Genomic DNA, 21,851 nt, shown 5'->3' on the forward strand with positions numbered 1-21,851 from the left:
AAACCTCGTATCGCTATCTTTTTATGAACTTACCCTAGCAGCTTCGCCGCTAACGGGCTGCAAATATACCACCCTTTCTCTCTAACTAACAAACTTTTTTAAACCTTTTTTTTGAAGTTTTATTCCATAAGCTTATTTTCAATGAGTTACACTTATTTTATTTTTATCTCGAATGAACAAATGACATCAATTAAGCTTATATAGTATCACTTTTAAAAAACAAAACCACTGGTTAAAATAACTTAACCAACGGTTGTTTTATCTGTATTAAGGATTGAGCGATTTGTTTGAACTCTTTTTAGCAAACACCTTTGCTAAAAAAGTGAGTAGCGAAAGCCTGGTGGTTTATTACAATAAACCAAATACCACTACAAAAAGAAATTCCATACCACTCCAAAACGAATTGTAAAATCTCTATAAGGATTGTTTGGCGCCGAATAATAGTTGTAACCTGTGAACGCAGAATTGAAATGTTCCGCCTTCGCAAATATTCTGGTTTGACGAATTTTTAAATTGATAAAGAAATCCAGCATCGGAAAATCACCATACTCCGTATCGTTTTGAACATAAAATTCTGCCAATAACGGATTATACGCATTCATATAATACTTGGTAAAGTACTTTAAAGTTACCCCGGTCTGTAAAAAAAGTGCCTTGTCGAACATATGCGATGAAAAGTACAAGGTGTTTCGCGTTGTTAAATCCGGCACATTCATCACACCATCGGCATTTTCATTTTGATATAATATGGTATTGTTTAAAGCGAATTTCCCTAATCGGAATTCATTTTCAAACTTTACCCGTAAATAATTAATGGTTCCGCCATACTGAAACGGACGCACCTGAAGGGTAGCATCGTCCTGCGCAAAATACACATAATCTGTAATCGTAGAATAATCAACAGTCACATTAGCCAATTCTTTATACTTTAGCTGAAATGCCAATTGTTGCGTTTCTGTGTTACTAAAACTGTTTTGCCAGTTATAGTTTATATAATCACTTTGAAATAACAAGGTGTTAAAGTTAGGCGCCTTCGAACTATGATTAAGACTTGCTCTTACAAACACATCGTCGTTTAATTTAAATGATGCTTCTCCTTTAACATAGTTTCCATCGAAATCTCCAGAAACATTTAATCCTAACTCTCCCGATAAATCGAAACCTCTATATTGCTTGTGGTATTTACCTCCTGCAGCAAACACATCTCCTTTTAATCTATTTGTAATGGTCTGACCATTTAACACCACTAATTTATCGTAACCATAATTATAACTGGTATTACTAATATTAAATTGTAAATCTCCTATTATATTATTACTATAGTTTAAATGTAACTGATTATAAAAATTCTCCAGTGTATTTCGGTCTTTTAACCCACTGGCCACGAAAGCATCTCCAAAATAATCACTATTTGCCGATTGACTGTATTCATTATATTTATCTTCGAATGAAATGATATGCCCTAAGCTCAAATGGTTTTTATCTAAGGAATCATTTTTTTGAACAATATTGTATGCATGATCTAAATAAAAACGCTTTCCTTTTAACATGGTTTCAGCATTTTCAAAATTCACTTCGAAAATAGAACGATCTAAATGATCCTCTTCTCCTGTTTCAAAATACTCTACATTATCATCTCGAATTCCAGCATTTTCCTGATTGTAAATATCCTGCATTACAATATGAGCCTTAGCCACGTAACGTCCGTTCTTTGTTTGGTAATTAGTCGAAAATCTAAAGTTTCCTGTACTCGCCAAAATATGCTGATACTTCCCTAACGACCTTAATCCTTTGTAAGCAATAGACACATTGAGTTGTGGTGAGGTGTTAATCGAGAAAAACGAATCGGCTAACTGCCCTTGTTCGAAAGCAGTTTTAAAAAACAATTCGGTTAACGGAGTTGGCACTCGATAATAATAAATATCTTCAACCTCCATATAATTGAAGTGCTTACCCAACGCACCAAAACTTGGCATTAGCTTTGTATTCTGAAAATTATAAGTCAAACTATTATAGGTTTGCCCTAAATTTGAAAATGACATAACCTCAAAATCATCCTTACGCAAATAGTTAAATTTGTACTCCTTTCTTATACTTAGAGTAGTATCCACATAAGTTGTATCGTTATCATGTGAAATGATTAAATAATCGGTAATTTTAGCTAAATCCTTTAGAGATTGTTTTGTAGAATCTTTAACCTCAGCGATTCCAAGTTCTCGACTTAATCTACTCGGTTTTTTCTGAGCGAAAACCGCCTGAAACTGGAATAACAAAAAGCAAACAGAAGCTACTTTAATTGAATATATATGTTTACGTGTTTCTATACTATAAGATGTTTTTCGCATACGCAACGCTTTTTTTACTAACGCTGTTTTTGTTATACTCATTATTTTCATTCAATTTTTCGGAACAAAAGTAATTATTTGAACGTTAAGAGCAGGTAAATATTTTAAATAAACAAAGCCAACATAAATATGCCGGCTTTTGTTTTAAAATATTAATCACCTTAACTAATATAAGATGAAATAAAAATATTTATTTGAGTTAGTCTACAGCAAACATCATAATATTATCTTAAATAAACAAACAAACCCTTTAAAAATTTTCAAATAAATTAACAAAAATCACTGCTTTATTTTATTTATTTTTAAGAAACAAGACCATATCTTGCGATATTCTTAGAGCCAGCATCCATAAAACACATATTTTTAAATCCAAAAATCTCAGTCATTATACAAACAAATAGATTGAAAACACTCTAAATCTACCGATTATGTTTTAGCTTTGAACAGATTTTATTACCAGTATGCTATTATTAAACCATTCCGATTTTAATTTAGAATGTGGCACCGACGAGGCCGGTCGTGGCTGCCTTGCCGGGCCGGTTACGGCGGCGGCAGTAATTCTTCCTAAGCATTTTAAAAATACCATTCTTACCGATTCGAAACAGCTGAGTGAAAGTAAAAGAGATAAACTTAGACCTATAGTTGAAACCGAAGCCCTAAGCTTTGGGGTTTCTCATATTTTTCAAGAAGAAATTGACGAGATTAACATTCTTAATGCTTCTATTTTAGCTATGCATAAATCGATTGAACAACTCTCTCCTAACCCAGAATTTATAATTGTTGATGGCAATAAATTCAAACCTTTTAATGAAATTCCTTATGAAACCATTATTAAAGGTGACGGTAAGTATTTAAGCATTGCAGCTGCTTCTATCTTAGCAAAAACCTATCGCGATGAATACATGAATATCATTCATGAAGAGTACCCGATGTACAACTGGAAAAAAAACAAAGGCTACCCTACAAAAGAACATCGTGAAGCCATAAAGAAATACGGTATAACAAAGTACCATCGAAAATCGTTTAAATTGTTACCCGATCAATTAAAATTAGATCTTTAGCACATTATAATACACCCTTTTTACGCCTTATAAAATGAAAAATATGTAGGTTTGTATAAATTAATTCATCTATGAGATTTTTTTGTTTTTCCCTTCTACTGTTACTTACTTTTAGCTGTACAAACACCAAAACAAATCGCTTTCAGCCTATTGATTACATCCCCGAAAACACATCGGTTGTTTTAAAAACTTCCAATCTGGAAAGTTTAAAAAGCAGTATCAATAACAGCGATTTGCTTAAAAAATTCTCAAAAACAAAATCTTATACCAACCTAGAAAGTCAACTAGAACCTATTACGCTTTTAAAACCGAAAGGAGACCTACTGATATGTTTCTCTAAACCAGAAACAGACAGTCTGGAATATACTGTAATCACAAAATATGATAAACAACTGGTAAAAACCGATTCGCTCCCAAACTACCATGCAGAACAAGTAGTGAACAGCAAACAAAGCATTACAAAATCGACCTATAATAAAAGTACATTTTATAGTACAGTTATTGACAGTATGTTTATCGCTTCTTCATCTTTAAACATTATTGAAGCGGCTTTCAATAACAACATTACACAAAATGAAGAATTAGAAAAAATATACAACACCACTAGTAACGACCGTACGCTATCTGCATTATTAAAAGCTGACAACCCGGTTTTAAAGTCCTTTTTTATAGAAGATACTCTAGCTCTGAGTTCTTTTACCAATTATCTAGCGGTTGATATAGACGTAAGCCAAAATGAAATCTATATTAATGGTATCACCAAAGCCAATGATTCTACTAAAAGTTTAATCAATATTTTTAAAAATACCGTTGCACAGGAAAATCAAATTCAGAATATCACACCTTCCAATACCGACGGTTTTTTAAGTTTTACTTTTAGAAATTTCGAAAACCTAAAAACCAGTTTAAAGGCTTATAAGAAACAAGATTCTATCCCCACAAACACAGAGCTATTTAACAACACTGTTGAAGTTGGTGTGATTTATCAAGATAACGACCGTGCCATTGTTTTAAATTCTATCGATGTCATCGCTACTGAAGACGTCTTGATTAGTGAACAAAATATTATAGACACCTTTAGAGAAACTGAAATCTACAGTTTTTCTAAATCAGATATATTCAGTAATACATTTTCACCGTTAATTACATTTAACAACGCTACAAAATATTGCATTCTGGATAACTTTTTTGTGTTTGCCGATAGTATGGATTTTATACAAAGTATTATTACCAATTACCAGAACAAAACCACTTTAAACGAAAAAGATGTTTTTATACAGGCGAAAGAACAACTCGTTGATGCCTCGTCATTAATGTTGGTTGCAAACCCTGCCACTTTAAAACAAGTGGTTTCTAAAAATTTCAATGAAGACCTAAACATCAATGTAGACGACTATAACATTTCGGCGCTTCAATTTATTTACGACAATGACTTTTCACATGTAAATGGTATCATTAAAAAAGGAAAAGCACGCGCAGAAGAAAATGCAGTATCAGAAGAATTAAATATTAAGTTGGATAACGACATTTTAAATAGTCCGCAATTCGTTAAAAATCATATTACCGGAGAAAAAGAAATTGTTGTTCAAGACATTAAAAACAACTTATACCTAATTTCAAATAAGGGAAAAATCCTTTGGAAAAAACAACTTCAAGGTGCCGTTCTTGGCCATATTGAACAAATAGACATTTATAAAAACGGGAGACTTCAATTAACATTCGCTACGCCAAATCGTGTTTACATTATCGACCGAAATGGAAAAGATGTAAGTCCGTTCCCAATGAAATTCAAAGATAAAATCACCCAGCCATTAGCTGTTTTTGATTACGACAAAAACAAAAACTACAGGCTACTGGTTACACAAGGGAAACATGTTTTAATGTATAATGATGATGCCAAACTGGTTAAAGGGTTCACATTTAAGTCGGCTGACGATGCCATTATTACGACTCCAAAACATTTTAGAATAGGCACAAAAGATTATATCGTTCTGAAAACAACCGACAAACTATATATTCTGGATCGTACAGGTAAAACCAGAGTAAAACCCAAAACAAGTTATGCCTACTCTACCGAACCGGTGTTTGTTTACAATAACACGTTTACAACTACCGGCGTTAATGGCCATTTAATTTCAGTTGACACTAAAGGCAATGTAGCTTCCAAAAATTTAAACTTATCAGAAAAGCACACGTTAACCACATCGACCAAATCTTTAGTGGCGCAAAGTGAAAATAAGCTAACCATTAAAAGCAAAACCATAGAGTTAGATTACGGTAATTATACTGCTCCGGGGTTCTTTTATTTAAATGATAAAATCTACATTTCTATAACCGAGTTACAAACACATAAAATTTACCTTTTCGATAGTCAGGCGAAGTTATTACCTAACTTCCCGGTTTACGGAAATTCACCAATTGAGTTAGACAATATTAATAAAGACAGAAATTTAGAATTTGTAACCAAAGGAGAAAGCAACTCTATACTACTGTATCAATTAAATTAAGCTCTTTGCCAACAAAAAATTCAGCAAAAAACTATTTCAAGTTAAGGAAGTTTCAATAGTATTGCATCATTAATTCATAGCATCATGATTACACGAAAAAACGCTTCAATATCTAAATTCATTATTCATAAAGTTGGAAATAAGTTCAACAGCACAAAAAATGCTTTTTCAGAAAAATTAGTAGAATTTGATGAAGCCAGCTACGAATTAATGCTCCCTTTTTTGTTAAGACCTTTCGCAAGCGTGGTTCAAAGTTATCGTTTTAATCATCATGCTAATATTAGTCTTAATGAGATTAATTCATATTCAGCCCAAATATTCAGTGATGAAGACAACTTTATTGAAGTCTCAAAACACATTGTCACCCACTTATTTGAACAGTCGACTTCAGCAAATATTAAAACCGGGGACGTTTTGGTAGCCATGTTTGAAGGTATTGAATATAACGACATGACTACAAATGCGCTTGGTATTTTTAAAATTGAAAGCAAAGTAAATTTCTTCCAGACGTATTTAGAAAATAATAGTTATGATGTGTTGGTACAAAAAGGAATAAGTAGCAAAAAGGTTGATAAAGGTTGTTTGATTTTAAACCAAGGCGATGCCGAAGGCAATATTATATTAACGGTAGACAACAACAACTACGATGCGCAATACTGGATCAATCAGTTTTTAAATATAAAATATGCTGATGATGCCAACAACCACACCCAACAGTATATCGATTTATGTAAAGACTTTTCTGAAGAAATCTTAAAATCGACTTATGGTGCCCAGGAAAAAAACAACTTTTTAGCAAAAACAATCGACTTCTTTAAAGAAAATGAAGTGGTGAACGTCGAGCGTTTTAAAGATGAACTTTTTGAAGAAGACAAACACAAAAGCATGTTCGACGACTATAAAAAGACCTTTGAAACCGAACAAAACCTGGTACTTAGAAACCAGTTTGATGTTGCCGAGCGCGTAGTTACCAAGGAAAAGAAAAAAATTAAAACCGATATTAAACTCGATACCCACTTCTCTATTAAAGTAGATATTGATGCGCCTGATGCTTCAGAAGATTTTTTAGAACGCGGTTACGACGAAGAGAAAAAAATGCATTATTACAAAGTATTTTTTAACGAAGAGAGTTAATACAAAGTACTTTATGAATTTTAAAATACTTTCATTTTTTTATTAACTTGGAAGAATGAAAGATTCCGATAAGCAAAACGCCAAAAAAAAGAAATTTAATTACGAGCTAGAGCTCGCTAAACTCCACACCGAGCTGGTACACCTTCAGGAATGGGTGAAAAAACAAGGCTTAAAAGTCGTTATTGTTTTTGAAGGTCGTGATGCTTCGGGAAAAGGGGGTACCATAAAACGCTTTACCGAGCCTTTAAATCCGCGTGTTTGTAAAGTCGTTGCCTTAGGTGTTCCTACCGAAAAAGAAAAAACGCAGTGGTATTTTCAGCGTTATGTACAATATCTCCCTGCTGCAGGTGAAATTGTACTCTTCGATAGAAGTTGGTATAATCGTGCCGGAGTTGAAAAAGTTATGGGATTTTGTACCGAGGACGAATACAACGAATTTTTACGATCCTGCCCTGAATTTGAACGTATGCTGGTGCGTAGCGGAATCATACTTTTAAAATACTGGTTTTCGGTGAGCGATGCCGAACAGGAACGTCGTTTTAAAAACCGAATTTCAAACCCTTTAAAACACTGGAAATTTAGCCCGATGGATTTAGAATCCCGATCGCGCTGGTTAGAATATTCAAAAGCTAAAGATGTTATGTTTGCCCATACCGACACCAAACAAGTGCCTTGGTTTGTGGTTAATTCAGATAACAAAAAGAAAGCGCGACTTAATTGCATTAGTCATGTGTTAAGCCAGATTCCTTATAAACGTATGGAAATAGATCCTATCGAGTTACCAGAACTACCAGATTACAAAAGTTATGTGCGCCCACCAATGGATTACCAAACCTTTATTCCGGAGAAATACTAAACTGAAGGACACAAAACCCAATAAAAAAGCACCCAGTAGACACTGAGTGCTTTATATTATGTATCAAAACTGCTTTAAACCCCTCCTTTTAAAACATCTTGCCATTTTTTAAGTTCGTCCCACTCGCCTAGCTCGGCTAATTTCGCTTGTGCAGGCCAAGTACCTGTCATTCCTCGATGAGTTATAAATGCAGGACCGGCCTCAACCAACATATCTTCAAGAAAGCTTTTAGAAGTGCCAGATAATTGTCTGTAACTAATAATTCCCTTTTTATTCAATAAACCTTCAATTTTGGGACCAATACCCTCTACTTTAGTTAAATCCTGTTTTACACCAGATTCTGATGATGTACCTCCAAAAATTTGTTTGAGAAGCCAACCTATAATTAAACCTAAAACAAAGGCCGCTAGTAGCCATAAAAACCAAGACCAAAACACATCTGATCCATCACAAGCTGTAGTATTTATTTGTAATAATTTCATGATTCGTTATAATTGTTATGTTATTTTTCTATTCTGTTATATGTATTGCTACCCTTCTATTCATTTGTTTATTTTCGGGCGTATCATTAGGACGAAGTGGTTCTGATTCTCCCTTACTTTCAACGGTAATTTTACTTTCGTCTACTCCTAAACTGATTAAATGTGCTTTGTATTCATTAGCTCTTTTAAGTCCTAAATCTTCATTATACAATGAAGGTCCATCGCTATCGGTATGACCAATAATTAATATATTATCTCCCGATTCCTTTAAGAAAGAAGACAACTCATCAAAATACGCTAAAACAGTTTCATTAGTAACCTCTTTATCTGAATCATACTTGTAAAACACAAATGTTTTATCAAAATGCTCAATAATATCGTCGTTACGTATTACCCATTTATATTTTAACTCGTGCAACATATTAACTTTTGTTGCTTCACAATCACCTGCAAACCGCGCATCGGTAATGATATTTTCATCAGCCAATTCGGAAAACAACAGTTTTACTTTCTCGGCTCTATTGACACCTTCCTGTTCGGTTTCTGAATTAAAATAAGGACCAACCAATAACAGTTTCCTGTCTTTGGCTCCCTGAGTTAAAATTTCCTGTTTTTTCTCAGGCCATAAATCATTTGTGATGACCTCACCCGAGTTACAATCAAAAATTAAAGGGCCGTAACTAATTTCAGTTACAGGCTCCGGACAACATACTACAGTATCTTTATACCATCCCCAACTAAACCAAGCCAAAAGAAGGAAAAGAATAAAGAGTATGAACACTAATAGTTTTTTCATACTTATTAAGTTTTAAATACCTCAATGTATGAAAAAAAATCATAAAAATCTGATTTTCAAAGAAGTGAATTCTTAATAATATATAAGATTTAACACTCACATTACATTTCTATAATTACTGAATATCACTTTTATATTATTACTTTTAGCTTTTAAAACAGAATAATAAAAACGAAGATTTATTTAAATGAAAATTGACCGTTTTGTCCTGGCTATTATAGCAACTATAATCTTAGCCTATTTTTTTCCAGAATTAGGAAGTAAAGACAGTAACATTCCCTTAGATCTAATTGGAAGTATTGGAATTGCTTTCATTTTCTTTTTCTACGGATTAAAGCTAAGCCCTGAAAAAATAAAACACGGACTTAAAAACTGGAAACTACATGTTCTTATTCAACTAACCACTTTTTTACTTTTCCCTGTTTTAATTATTTTATTTAAAGGGTTTATTAAAGGAGAAGAAGGACAAATGCTTTGGTTATCGTTTTTGTTTTTGGCAGCTCTACCATCTACCGTATCGTCATCAGTCGTTATGGTTTCTATGGCAAAGGGTAATATTCCGGCAGCTATATTCAATGCAAGTATTTCAGGTTTAATTGGTATTGTAATTACACCATTATGGATGGGATTATTTTCAAAATTTGCAGCAACAGATTTTAACCTAGGTGAGATTTACATCAAACTTTTACTTGAAATTTTAGCGCCGGTTATCTTAGGAATTGTGCTTCAGAAATATGGTAAACGTTTTGTTCAAAAATACCAACACCAACTCCCTTTGTTTGACAAATCTGTTATCTTACTAATTATTTACAAAAGTTACGCACATTCCTTTGAGGACGGCGTTTTCAATTCACTTAATCTTTTAGATTTGTCGATGGTATTTACCGCAATACTTATTCTGTTTTTTGCGGTTTATTTTATAACCGGGTTTCTATCTGAAAAATTAGGCTTTAATAGCGAAGATAAAATTACAGCGCAATTTTGTGGCACGAAAAAATCATTAGTACACGGTACGGTATTTTCTAAAATATTATTCCCCAGCACTATGCCATTAGGATTAATACTATTACCTCTAATGCTATTTCATGCCTTACAGATATTTATCATTAGCATCATTGCTTCAAAATTAAGCAGACGCGCAGCCACTGTTTCAACTTAGATAAATTCCGCTTCAAAAAGCGATTTAAAATGTTTCAGAAGTTTTTCTTTTACTTCAGATTCATCAACATGATTAACTCCAAGTTCTACATTTAATGAGGTCACTGCTTTTCCGCGAATCCCACAAGGAATGATGTTATCGAAATACCCTAAATCGGCATTTACATTTAAAGCAAATCCGTGCATGGTAACCCAGCGACTGGCACGCACCCCCATAGCACATATTTTTCGCGCAAATGGTGTTCCTACATCCAACCATACTCCGGTTTCTCCTTCGCTTCGTTCGGCTTTTAAACCATACTCCTGCAGCGTTAGAATAATCATTTCTTCAAGAAACCGAAGGTATTTATGAATATCGGTAAAAAAGTTGTCTAAATCCAGAATGGGGTACCCTACAATTTGTCCCGGGCCATGATAGGTAATATCGCCACCTCGGTTAATTTTATAAAATGTAGCCCCTCTTTTAGATAATTCATCTTCACCTAATAACAGGTTTGAAAAATCACCACTTTTACCCAATGTATACACATGCGGATGCTCTACAAACAGAAAATAGTTATTCGTATCTTCATCGGTCTCCTCTCGTCTGTTCCTGATTTTGGAGTCTACAATACCTTTAAATAATTCCTCCTGGTAATCCCAGGTTTCTTTATAATCTTTTAATCCTAAATCCTGAAGTTGTATGCACTTATTCATAGACCACAAAATTAAGACAAATCGAAGAACAAAAGCACTTTATTATATGGTTTAACTAGTTTTTAGGATTATTCAAAATCACCAGTGCTGCAATAACTCCGGGAACCCACCCAAAAAAAGTTAGAATCAGAACAATTAAAATAGATCCGCAGCCTTTATCTAAAACAGCTAAGGGCGGACAAATGATAGACAGTAGTACTCTCCAGAAACTCATAGTTTTGATTTTTTTGTTTTTGATTGATGACTCTTATTTGACGCAAAAATATACCATTTGTTACACCCCTTGTTCGTGAATGCAATAAACTCCTTTGTTACATGGAAAACATCCCCTATGAGAACACCAAAAATTCACATATTATTACGTATGCTACCTTAAGGATTATGTTTATCTTTGTGCCTTTAAAAAATTATACTCAGCATTTTAGAATATGTCGCAATTATCAGAGCAAGAACTTGTACGTAGAGAAAAATTAGTAAAATTACGCGAATTAGGCGTTAATCCGTACCCAGCAGATTTATATCCTGTAACGCATACATCGAAACAGATTAAAGACCATTTTGAAGCTGACAAAAAGGTGGTTATTGCAGGTCGTTTAATGATGATTAAAGTACAGGGAAAAGCCAGTTTTGCCGAATTACAAGATGCCGAAGGAAAAATACAAGTGTATTTTAACCGTGATGAAATTTGCCCGGGCGAAGACAAAGAAAAATACAACGAGCTATTTAAAAAGCTTATCGACTTTGGAGACTTTGTTGGTATTGAAGGTGAATTATTCACAACCAAAGTAGGAGAAAAAACGGTTAAAGTAAAAGACTTCACCTTATTAAGTAAGGCCTTAAAACCACTACCATTACCAAAAGAAAAAGACGGTAAAGTATACGATGCATTTACAGATCCGGAACAACGTTACAGGCAACGTTATGCCGATTTAGTGGTTAATCCGAAGGTAAAAGACATCTTTATTAAACGTACCAAATTATTTAATGCCATGCGTTCGTTCTTTAACGACGCTGGTTATTTTGAAGTAGAAACGCCAGTATTGCAATCTATTCCCGGAGGTGCTGCTGCAAGACCCTTTGTAACGCACCATAACGCTTTAGATATTCCGTTATACATGCGTATTGCCAACGAGCTTTACTTAAAGCGTTTAATTGTTGGTGGTTTTGATGGCGTATATGAATTCTCGAAAAACTTCCGTAACGAAGGTATGGACCGCACCCACAACCCTGAGTTTACTGCTATGGAAATCTATGTATCTTACAAAGATTACAACTGGATGATGGATTTCTGTGAGCGTTTATTAGAGCATTGTGCTATGGCCGTTAACGGTTCTACCAAAGCTAAATTTGGAGAACACGAAATCGACTTTAAAGCACCATACGCCAGAGTCACTATGGCAGATTCTATCAAACATTTTACAGGCTTTGATATTACCGGAAAAACAGAAGCTGAAATTAGAGCAGCTGCTGAAGGTATGGGGATTGAAGTTGATGACACGATGGGTAAAGGAAAACTAATTGATGAAATCTTTGGTGAAAAATGTGAAGGCAACTACATTCAACCAACCTTTATTACAGATTACCCAAAAGAAATGAGTCCGTTATGTAAAGAACACCGCGACAATCCGGATTTAACCGAGCGTTTCGAATTAATGGTTTGTGGAAAAGAAATTGCAAATGCATATTCAGAATTAAACGACCCTATCGATCAGCGTGAACGTTTTGAGCACCAAATGGAATTAGCGAAGAAAGGTGACGATGAAGCCAATGGCGTTATTGACCACGACTTTTTACGTGCTTTAGAATACGGTATGCCTCCTACATCGGGTATGGGTATTGGTATGGACCGTTTAATTATGTTCTTGACCAACAACCAATCTATTCAGGAAGTGTTATTCTTCCCGCAAATGAGACCAGAGAAAAAGACAGTGGCATTAAGCGATAATGAGAAAGCTATTTTCGAAGTATTAAAAGCTAAAAAATCTCTACCATTGAATGTTCTTAAAGAAGAAAGTGGCTTAAGTAACAAAGCCTGGGATAAAGGTATAAAAGCTCTAACTAAGCATAAGTTAGCCAATGTCATTAAAACCGACAGCGATTTAATTGTCGAGCTCATTTCTTAAAACTTTTTTATATTAGAGCCTAATTAAAAACGAAATATAAAATCTGGTAACAGCTTATGATTAAAAAAATAAAAGTTGATTTAATTATAGCCGTTACCATTTTTTTTGTCCTTTCTTTAGCCAAACTCTATATCTACAAAGTATCTAAAGATGAATACGCTTCAGTTATTGATGAAGATATTCAAGACACTGGAGAACTCATCTCAAAAGAGTTTGAAAACATTATTCGCTCAGATATTGCCCGTTTAGAAAATTTAAAAAGTCGTCTGGAATTTACCAATGGTGAATATTTTGAGAACTGGGAACACGATGCCAATTTACTGCTTGAACAAAATACCTCTTTCAAATTTATTGAATGGATAGATAGCACGATGGTGATAAGGAAGATTTTCCCTTCTGAAGAAAATAGAAAAGCACTTAATCTTGATATCTCCACACTTGATTACCGTAGAGATGAATGGCTAAAACACGCCAAAAGCGGACTTACAAACATTACCCATTGGTTAGACCTTAAACAATCAGGAAAGGCATTTTTAGTAGACATCCCTGTTTATTTCGATAGCAAGTTTCAAGGAACGATTACAGCGGGTATGGATTTTAAATCTAATTTCGACCGGTTAGCCAATCACCTGGAAGACCAATATGTCATTGAGTTTTATGATAACAAAGGGTTTCCTTTTTATCAACTAAACAACTCAATAAAACTGAACAGTAAAGCCAATCCTGTTTATTCAAAACAATTAACAATCGATTCGGTAGACAACCAGAACTGGCAACTTAATATATACCCTTCTAAAAACCTTTTACTTGCAGAAGGGAATACTATAATCGATGTTGCATTTGTAGTTGGTATCTTTTTAGCCTTTATAGTATCGTCTTTAATCTTCTTCTATTTACAAGCTAAAAAAAGTAGTCGATTAGCACTTCAATCCAATGAAACGCTAACAAAGCTTAATCATACTTTAGAACAGGAAAAAAACAGAGCTAAAAAAGCATCGCAAGCAAAAACCGAATTCCTTTCGAATATGAGTCATGAAATTCGAACCCCATTGCATGCCATTATCGGTTTTATAGAATTACTTAAAAGCGACAACTTAACACCTACACACAAAGAGTATGTCGATTTAATGGATAAATCATCCAGCAACCTACTAAGCTTAGTTAACGATATTTTAGATTTTGATAAAATTGAATCTGGAAATACCGAACTGGAAGAACATACTTTCACACCTATAAATAAAATTAAAAAGCTTGTCGATGTAAATCAATTTCTATTTGTAAAAAAGAATCTATACTTAAACACCAATTTTAATAATATTGCCGGCGTTACCGTTATTGGAGACATGAACAAATTACTTCAAGTTGTTAACAACCTCCTTAAAAATGCTTTAAAATTCACAAAAACAGGCGGAGTAACTATTAACTATTCTGAAACGGTTATTAAAGAGCAACTAAAGCTCGTTATTAGTATTGAAGATACGGGCATTGGTATTCCAAAAGATAAACTTAACACCATTTTTAATCGATTTACTCAAATTGAAAACAGCATTAAAAAAGAACACGAAGGCAGTGGTCTTGGTTTGGCCATCTGCAAGAATCTTGTAGAAATGATGGGTGGTGATATTAGCGTTGAAAGCGAACATGATAAAGGCACAAAATTCACAGTATCCTTTATGTTTAACATCACTAAAGATATTGTGCCCAAGAACACATTAGATATAAAGAAAAGCATCAATACAGCCGATTTAAATGTTTTAATTGTTGATGACAATAACCTTAACATAATTGTCCTGAAAAAATTCCTTCAGGATTTGGGTATCCATGCCGATACAGCTAATAACGGTAAGATTGCTCTGGATTGTTTTAACGCTAAAAAATACCAGTTGATATTTATGGATATTCACATGCCGGAAATGGATGGCTGGGAAGCTACAAATTACATTCGTGAAGTTGATAAAGATGTGATTATTTTCGGCCTCTCTGCTAATGTAACTACCGAAGCCATTAACAAAGCCATTGAAAGCGGCATGAATAATTACTTAACAAAACCGTTTAAAAAGGAACGTTTATACAAACTATTACAGTTTCATTTTAATAACGAAACCCAATCTGTGTAATAGAAAAGTTTATACAATAAAAAAGCCCAGCAATTTTGAATTACTGGGCTTTCACAAACTAACCAACTAAACTTAATTTATTAACTAACTAATAACTTCAATATTAAAAAGTATGAATTTTTAATTTATGAGCATTACTTATTTCAAATAAACTACTCTGCAAAGATTCGGCTTTTTTCCGATGTGCTAAAGATATTTAGAAATGTTTAACACCAAAAAGTTCAATTTTATGGCTTCTTTAAGACAAAAATCCTGAACTGTTAAAATTTTTAAGAAAAAAGTGTCTTATCTACACTAAAAATTAATTTACAGGCAACATAAACTTAATATTAAAAGATAGATTCTTCCCTATATTTTTATAATATGCCAACAAAAACCGTTTTATATTTTACATTTTTCATATTCACTCATTCATGGGCACAACAAAATATGAATATCCTAAAAAACGGCATTGACACACCAAATACATTAAGCACTCATCATTTCGGTATTTTTAGTTCGAGAATTAGTCGAAATTTTCAAATTCATGTTCCCAAATCGACATCAATTAGCTTTAACGTTTCAAGTGGAAATGTATTTCATCCCTTTGTTGAAACCTACCTGCCAAAAAAACCTGAAGTTAGAAAAGCACAAAGCGAAGTGAAATGGCATGACCGTACCTTTTTCTTCTTAGATGAAGAAACCACGCCTGCCGATTATATGAATATTAAAGTCGATGCGGTAATTAAAGAATTCCGGTTTAATATCGACATCCCTTTAGCCGAACGTCATGAATTAGACCTTTCATTAAGGTCACATCTTATTTCTAACGGAAAATATCCGCTTTCCGTTTTAACAAGTGATGAATTTATAGAATGGACTCACAGCAATATTATAAGGAAAGAAGATCCCTATGGGCGACGCTACTACGGATTAAATCAAGGGAACATTGAATATTTAGACCGTAATGAAAATATCTTAGAGCTGCATAACGGTGATTTTATTTTTAATGGCATAGAATTCAATCATTATTATTACCCTAATTTTAAATTCAACAAGACTAAAAACATTTTCATCAATTTTGGAAGTCATTTAGGATGGAATACATCTAAATATAATAACGCTTTAGATATTGGTGCTTCAGTAAATGGCATAAAAACATTAACTTTAAAAAACAGCTACCTTCTTAATCTGGGACTGGGGTTTAATATTTTACGTAAAAACATTATCAATTTTAAAGATCCTATGGACTTCGGTAACAATCCTTTCTTAGGAACAGGTGAGGCCGACATAGAATTGACAAAATTCACCAAAAACAGGCATTATCATGCCTTTGGAGTTAACTACCAACTTCAAAGCCGATATAATAAAAAAGAAGAAGCTTCATACTATCAACTCATTGGAAAATGGCAAGAGATTCGAGGCGGTTGGCATCATGGCATATCCACGTTATACAAGACATTAACATATTGGACTTTCACCTATACCTACGCCTGGAAAACGGCTAAGCTTTCGGTTTATCTTAAAGAGGATTTTCTCGTAAATAACGCCGCAGATTTGCAAACGGGTATTAATTTCACCTTCCCGCTATCCCTTCACAACACCCCTAATTAAAACAGAATCAACTGTTAATAATCGTTAAAATTGAAATAGACATTAAACCTTTTTAATTTTTATTGGTCATAGATACAAATAAAACTATTAAACGATGAAAAAAATTATAGCTATCGCAATTGCTTTGATATCATTACAAGGCATTGCGCAAGAGAGAAGACAATTTGCAGATCGTATGGAGAGACCTCATAGAATGAACGACCTTACTCCAGAACAAGCCGCAACGCTTAGAACAAAAAAAATGACCTTACATTACGATTTAACAAAATCTCAGCAAGATGATATATACAAGTTGAACTTAGAAAATGCCAAGGCGAGAAAAGACATGATGGAGTCTATGAAAGCGAAAAAATCCAGTGGCGATTGGCAAAAACCCACAAGTGAGGAACGTTACAAAATGATGAATGACCGTTTGGACCATCAAATAGCTGTTAAAGCTAAAATGAAAATTATCTTAAATGAAGAGCAATTTTCTAAATGGGAAGACACTCAGGCTAAAATGAAACAAAGAGGTCAGAAAATGAAAAAAAACATGTCTCAAAGATCATTTGAAGGCAAAAGAAATAGAAAATAATATAGTTTAGTTAGTTTTTGACTATAGTTTGGTTGGTTAAAAGCGCGTTTCGTTTAGAAACGCGCTTTTTTTGTTGCTATAAAGTCTTAGCGACTTTATTTACAGCATTAATTGTGAAATCTAAATCTTCATAGGATAAAGCATCGGTTATAAACCAGGTTTCAAAAGCACTTGGAGCAATATAAACCCCTTCGTTTAATAACCCGTGGAAAAACTTCTTAAATGTATCATTATTTCCGTTAGCTGCCGTTGTAAAATCAACTACCTCAGCCTCATCAAAATGCACTGAAATCATAGATCCTACACGATTTATAGTATGAGTGATCTCATTATCAGTTAACACTTTTGCAATACCTTTATGTAAATATTCGGTTTTCTCTGCCAATCGGTTAAAAATTTCAGGCTCTGCATTTAGAGCTGTTAGCATCGCTAAACCTGCCGCCATAGCCAATGGATTTCCACTTAATGTTCCCGCTTGATAAACCGGCCCAAGCGGTGCCAAATGGTTCATAATTTCATTTCTGGCCGCAAAAGCCCCAACTGGCAAACCACCACCTATAACTTTTCCGAAGCACACGATATCGGCTTTTATTCCGAATAATTCCTGTGCGCCACCTTTTGCTAAACGGAATCCCGTCATGACCTCATCGAAAATCAATAAAATATTGTTTTCATCACAAACGGTTCTTAGTTTCTGTAAAAAGTCGTTTTGCGGTGGTACACACCCCATATTTCCGGCTACGGGTTCAATAATAATACAAGCAATTTCATCTGGATTAGCAGCTATTAACTCTTTTACATTATCGATATCATTGTAATTTGCTAATAAGGTATCTTTCGCTGTTCCTTGTGTTACGCCGGGACTATTTGGTGTCCCAAAGGTACTGGCACCACTTCCTGCCTGAATTAAAAACGAATCGCTATGCCCGTGGTAACAACCTGCAAATTTTATTATTTTATCCTTTCCTGTAAATCCGCGCGCCAGTCTAACAGCACTCATACAGGCTTCGGTACCCGAATTTACAAATCGTATTTTATCAATATTAGGCACCATAGAAACAGCTAATTCGGCAATTTCAGTTTCTATTTCGGTGGGCATTCCAAAAGAAGTTCCTTTTTTAGCTTTTTCAACAACAGCATCAACAACCGGTTGGTAAGCATGACCTAAAATCATAGGCCCCCAGGAGTTTATATAGTCTATAAGTTTATTACCATCTTCATCAAACAAATACGCACCTTTAGCTTCCTTTACAAAAATAGGAGTTCCTCCAACGCCTTTAAAGGCTCTTACCGGCGAGTTAACACCTCCAGGAATTACCTTTTCTGCTTCAGCAAATAATGCGCTACTGCGTTTATAAATCATATCTCTTTTATTATTTTAATTTGTTGAAATGATTAAATCCTGACCAATACTAATATTAGTACCGTTTAATCCATTTAATCTTTGAATATTTTGTACCGTAGTATTGTAGCGCCTAGAAATAGAATACAAAGTATCGCCTTTAATTACGGTGTGTATGGTATTATTATTTTGTTTTTCTTTTGAATAATCGATACGTTCATAAGCTGTTCCTAAAACTTCTTCATCGTATCTATGTAAATCGTATCGTTCTATTAAACTGATTAATTTATCCGGGTACTTTCTATCGGTAGCATAACCCGCTGCTTTTAGTCCGCGAGCCCATGCCTTGTAATCTCCCGGCTTTTGTTTAAATAAATCGGCATAACGCTTTCTTTCCGTTAAAAACAACGAATGATCTCTAAACGAATATTTAGCATCGACATATTTTCTAAAACATTCCTGATCTCTATCATCATCATGATAAATTCTGGCTCCCGTCCATTCGTGGCATTTAATTCCAAAATGATTATTTGCTTCTACTGATAATCGCCCGTTACCTGAACCCGACTCTAAAATACCCTGAGCTAAAGTAATACTCGCCGGAATGTTATAAAGTTGCATTTCTGTTTTTGCAATGTCTTTATAAGTATCAATGTATTTTTCTGTGGCGCTAGCATAAACCTTTGTTTCCGAGGGCTTAGTTTCAACCGGCCTTGTAGTCGTTTCACGCTCTCTTACCACAACACGCTCGGTAGATGGTTTTGTTCGTTTTGTTGTGGCCACTTTTTTGGTTTTACAACTTGTTAGAATAGCTAACAATCCTAATACAACCCAAAATTTATTCATTCTTTATATGTCTATTAATGGTAACTGCTTCTTTTTTAATATGGCATTCATCCCTGGAATACCTTGTAATCCTCCAGTATGAATCGCTAATATTTTTGCTCCTTCAGGAAAATACCCCTGCACTATTAAATCGTTAATACCAAACAACATCTTACCAGTATAAACAGGATCTAAAGGCACTTCATTTTGATTATAAAACCTGTTTATAAACTCTACTAATTCACGATTAACCTTGGCATAACCTCCAAAATGATAATCGGTTATTAACTTCCAATTCGTTTTCGATACAAATTTAATAATATCTTGTTGTAAAAAATCACCTTTTAAAACAGGAAATCCTAAAACTTGTTGACCGGGTTTTGAACAATTAATTAACCCAGAAATGGTTCCACCAGTACCTACCGCACAACAGATATAATCAAACACCTCATCTCCGTCTGTTAAAATTTCTTCACAACCTTTTACGGCTAAATCGTTGGTTCCGCCTTCAGGTACTAGATAAAAATCACCAAACGTTTCTTTTAACCTGTTAATAAATGCTTCCGAAGTTTTTTTTCGATAATCTTCACGACTCACAAACTCAAACTGCATACCACACGATTTGGCAAATTGTAATGTAGGGTTACTTTCAATTTTAGATGCTAATTCTTCCCCACGAATAACACCAATTGTTTTAAAACCAAAGAGCTGACCGGCCGAAGCCACTGCAGCAATATGATTTGAAAACGCCCCTCCAAATGTCAGCAGTGTCTTAACACCTAACTTATCGGCTTCAAGAATATTGTATTTCAGCTTTCGATATTTATTCCCGGAAACGAAATCATGAATTCGGTCTTCACGTTTAACAAACAGTTCGATTGCTGAATTATTAGGAAGATCAATTTTTTGATTTATGCTTTGATTTAACTGAAATATCATGACTGCGAAGATACTTTAAAAAACTCCAAAACCGGCGATGCGTTAGATAATCTAAATCGAATTCATTTGCAAAAGCTTCACGTTCAAATGAAATATTCCTGTAAGCTAAATACCAACTTTTATATTGAAATAATCTGATTACGAATTCAACACCATAAAAGAGATAAAAAAACACTACTAGCAACTCAAGCTGTTGCTTTAGATGAATTTGCTCATGATTAATAAAAACACAATTTGTTTTGAGTTGTTCATCATTTAAAATCACAAACGGGAACAAGGTAATTCCCGAATACCCCTTTGGAACCATATATTTTAAAACGATAATCATATTAACACCGAAGCATGAACTTTATCAAAAGTATTATAAATCTCATAAAATACAGTAATTTTGCCCATATGAAAAAGAGAATCCCCATTGAAGAAGGCGACTACTACTTAACCCCCGAAGGCTATCGTTGTTTCACAGAGCAATACCATTTAAAACGTGGTTATTGTTGTGAAAGTGGGTGCAGACATTGCCCTTATGGTTACAATACCAAAACCAACAAACAAGAGCACTAAACTACAACTCGTCAATTGGTACGATTATTGATGCTTTTTATAAAACTTAACTGACATCAAAGGTTGTGTTAAAACCTTTATTTGTTTAAATTATTCACGTTTAGTTTATTAAATTTACTATAACCATAAAAAAATTGCATCATGAAACAAGTACTTAAAATTGTTCCGTTTTTGGCTCTGCTCATAATTGTAACCTCCTGTAGCTCGATTAAAGTTGCTACCGATTACGATAAGCAGGCCAATTTTACAAACTATAAAACCTTTGCTTTTTATAAAACCGGTATTGATAAAGCCGAAATTAACGATTTAGATAAACGTCGTATTTTGCGAGCTATTGAAGCTGAACTTTTAGCTAAAGGTTTTACTAAATCTGAAAACCCTGATCTATTAGTTAGCCTGTTCACCAAATCCAGCCAACGTGTAGATGTTTACAATAATGCCTGGGGCTATGGAGCCTGGGGTTGGGGCGGCTGGGGTCCTTACGGTGCAGGTTTCGGTCCTGGTTGGGGCTGGGGTTGGAATCAGCCATCTGTTTCCACTTCTACAGAAGGCGTTTTATACATCGACTTAATAGATGCCTCCAAAAAAGAACTGGTTTGGCAAGGCATGGGAACCGGTTATCTCACCCAAAATATGGAAAAGAAAGAGGCCTTGATAAAAGAATTTGTAGCCGAAATTTTAGCCGAATATCCACCGGGACAAAAAAAATAATCCATTTCAAAAAGCAACTTATTTAAGTTGC

The 21,851-nt window shown here is 34.2% G+C and carries 19 protein-coding genes; 11 read left to right on the forward strand and 8 right to left on the reverse strand.

Annotation, left to right across the window (positions count from 1 at the left end; translation table 11 throughout):
- Window positions 1-368: 368 nt before the first annotated feature.
- A complete protein-coding gene (locus ICJ85_RS12580; protein WP_241739546.1) occupies window positions 369-2,387 on the reverse strand; it encodes a putative porin in 2,019 nt (672 codons plus the stop codon).
- Between the two features lie 419 nt (window positions 2,388-2,806).
- Here ICJ85_RS12580 and ICJ85_RS12585 point away from each other — a divergent pair, with 419 nt between their 5' ends.
- The 4 genes from ICJ85_RS12585 to ppk2 all read left to right on the forward strand — a co-directional run bounded on the left by ICJ85_RS12585 (window position 2,807) and on the right by ppk2 (window position 7,903).
- Entirely contained in the window at window positions 2,807-3,406 is a 600-nt protein-coding gene (locus ICJ85_RS12585; RefSeq protein WP_188224153.1) for a ribonuclease HII, read from the forward strand.
- Between the two features lie 71 nt (window positions 3,407-3,477).
- Window positions 3,478-5,913 carry a ribonuclease HII gene (locus ICJ85_RS12590; RefSeq protein ID WP_188224154.1) on the forward strand — a complete coding sequence of 812 codons (2,436 nt, stop codon included), beginning with the start codon at window positions 3,478-3,480 and terminating at the stop codon, window positions 5,911-5,913.
- Between the two features lie 84 nt (window positions 5,914-5,997).
- Window positions 5,998-7,047 (forward strand): nucleoid-associated protein, encoded by a 1,050-nt coding sequence (locus ICJ85_RS12595; RefSeq protein ID WP_188224155.1) that lies wholly within the window; start codon window positions 5,998-6,000, stop codon window positions 7,045-7,047.
- Window positions 7,048-7,102: 55 nt separating this feature from the next.
- Entirely contained in the window at window positions 7,103-7,903 is an 801-nt protein-coding gene (ppk2, locus tag ICJ85_RS12600; protein WP_188224156.1) for a polyphosphate kinase 2, read from the forward strand.
- Window positions 7,904-7,977: 74 nt separating this feature from the next.
- Here ppk2 and ICJ85_RS12605 read toward each other — a convergent pair whose 3' ends face one another.
- The gene (locus ICJ85_RS12605) at window positions 7,978-8,385 is read right to left on the reverse strand and encodes a hypothetical protein (protein WP_188224157.1); all 408 of its coding nucleotides are present in this window, start codon (window positions 8,383-8,385) and stop codon (window positions 7,978-7,980) included.
- 28 nt (window positions 8,386-8,413) lie between these two features.
- On the reverse strand, window positions 8,414-9,181 hold the full coding sequence (locus tag ICJ85_RS12610; protein WP_188224158.1) for an OmpA family protein: 768 nt from the start codon (window positions 9,179-9,181) through the stop codon (window positions 8,414-8,416).
- A 187-nt stretch (window positions 9,182-9,368) separates the two neighbouring features.
- Here ICJ85_RS12610 and ICJ85_RS12615 point away from each other — a divergent pair, with 187 nt between their 5' ends.
- On the forward strand, window positions 9,369-10,340 hold the full coding sequence (locus ICJ85_RS12615; protein ID WP_188224159.1) for a bile acid:sodium symporter family protein: 972 nt from the start codon (window positions 9,369-9,371) through the stop codon (window positions 10,338-10,340).
- On the opposite strand, the gene lipB is transcribed toward ICJ85_RS12615, so the two are convergent.
- Together lipB and ICJ85_RS12625 are read right to left on the reverse strand one after the other, a co-directional pair.
- On the reverse strand, window positions 10,337-11,035 hold the full coding sequence (gene lipB, locus ICJ85_RS12620; protein WP_188224160.1) for a lipoyl(octanoyl) transferase LipB: 699 nt from the start codon (window positions 11,033-11,035) through the stop codon (window positions 10,337-10,339). The genes ICJ85_RS12615 and lipB overlap by 4 nt on opposite strands.
- 55 nt (window positions 11,036-11,090) lie before the next feature.
- The gene (locus ICJ85_RS12625; protein ID WP_188224161.1) at window positions 11,091-11,249 is read right to left on the reverse strand and encodes a YqaE/Pmp3 family membrane protein; all 159 of its coding nucleotides are present in this window, start codon (window positions 11,247-11,249) and stop codon (window positions 11,091-11,093) included.
- A 214-nt stretch (window positions 11,250-11,463) separates the two neighbouring features.
- On the opposite strand from ICJ85_RS12625, the gene lysS reads away from it, so the two are divergent.
- From lysS to ICJ85_RS12645, 4 genes are all read left to right on the forward strand, one after another.
- Window positions 11,464-13,158, forward strand: coding sequence for a lysine--tRNA ligase (gene lysS, locus ICJ85_RS12630; protein ID WP_188224162.1), 1,695 nt, complete (start codon window positions 11,464-11,466; stop codon window positions 13,156-13,158).
- Between the two features lie 56 nt (window positions 13,159-13,214).
- Window positions 13,215-15,275, forward strand: coding sequence for an ATP-binding protein (locus ICJ85_RS12635; RefSeq protein ID WP_188224163.1), 2,061 nt, complete (start codon window positions 13,215-13,217; stop codon window positions 15,273-15,275).
- A 429-nt stretch (window positions 15,276-15,704) separates the two neighbouring features.
- Entirely contained in the window at window positions 15,705-16,868 is a 1,164-nt protein-coding gene (locus tag ICJ85_RS12640; RefSeq protein ID WP_188224164.1) for a hypothetical protein, read from the forward strand.
- A gap of 94 nt (window positions 16,869-16,962) precedes the next feature.
- Complete coding sequence (locus tag ICJ85_RS12645) at window positions 16,963-17,442, forward strand: hypothetical protein (protein ID WP_188224165.1); 480 nt, start codon at window positions 16,963-16,965, stop codon at window positions 17,440-17,442.
- A gap of 76 nt (window positions 17,443-17,518) precedes the next feature.
- Here the strand turns inward: ICJ85_RS12645 and hemL are convergent, their stop codons facing one another.
- The 3 genes from hemL to ICJ85_RS12660 are packed head-to-tail and all read right to left on the reverse strand — an operon-like array spanning window position 17,519 to window position 20,548.
- Window positions 17,519-18,805, reverse strand: a complete 1,287-nt coding sequence (gene hemL / locus ICJ85_RS12650) for a glutamate-1-semialdehyde 2,1-aminomutase (protein ID WP_188224166.1) — start codon at window positions 18,803-18,805, stop codon at window positions 17,519-17,521.
- 15 nt (window positions 18,806-18,820) lie between these two features.
- The gene (locus ICJ85_RS12655; RefSeq protein WP_188224167.1) at window positions 18,821-19,630 is read right to left on the reverse strand and encodes a glucosaminidase domain-containing protein; all 810 of its coding nucleotides are present in this window, start codon (window positions 19,628-19,630) and stop codon (window positions 18,821-18,823) included.
- A 3-nt stretch (window positions 19,631-19,633) separates the two neighbouring features.
- The gene (locus ICJ85_RS12660; RefSeq protein ID WP_188224168.1) at window positions 19,634-20,548 is read right to left on the reverse strand and encodes a 1-aminocyclopropane-1-carboxylate deaminase/D-cysteine desulfhydrase; all 915 of its coding nucleotides are present in this window, start codon (window positions 20,546-20,548) and stop codon (window positions 19,634-19,636) included.
- Window positions 20,549-20,944: 396 nt separating this feature from the next.
- Between ICJ85_RS12660 and ICJ85_RS12665 the strand changes: the two genes are divergently transcribed.
- The gene (locus ICJ85_RS12665) at window positions 20,945-21,109 is read left to right on the forward strand and encodes a DUF5522 domain-containing protein (RefSeq protein WP_188224169.1); all 165 of its coding nucleotides are present in this window, start codon (window positions 20,945-20,947) and stop codon (window positions 21,107-21,109) included.
- Between the two features lie 141 nt (window positions 21,110-21,250).
- Window positions 21,251-21,820, forward strand: a complete 570-nt coding sequence (locus ICJ85_RS12670; protein ID WP_188224170.1) for a DUF4136 domain-containing protein — start codon at window positions 21,251-21,253, stop codon at window positions 21,818-21,820.
- The last annotated feature ends 31 nt before the right edge of the window (window positions 21,821-21,851 follow it).

The organism is Aestuariibaculum marinum (assembly GCF_014596975.1).
GTDB lineage: Bacteria > Bacteroidota > Bacteroidia > Flavobacteriales > Flavobacteriaceae > Aestuariibaculum > Aestuariibaculum marinum.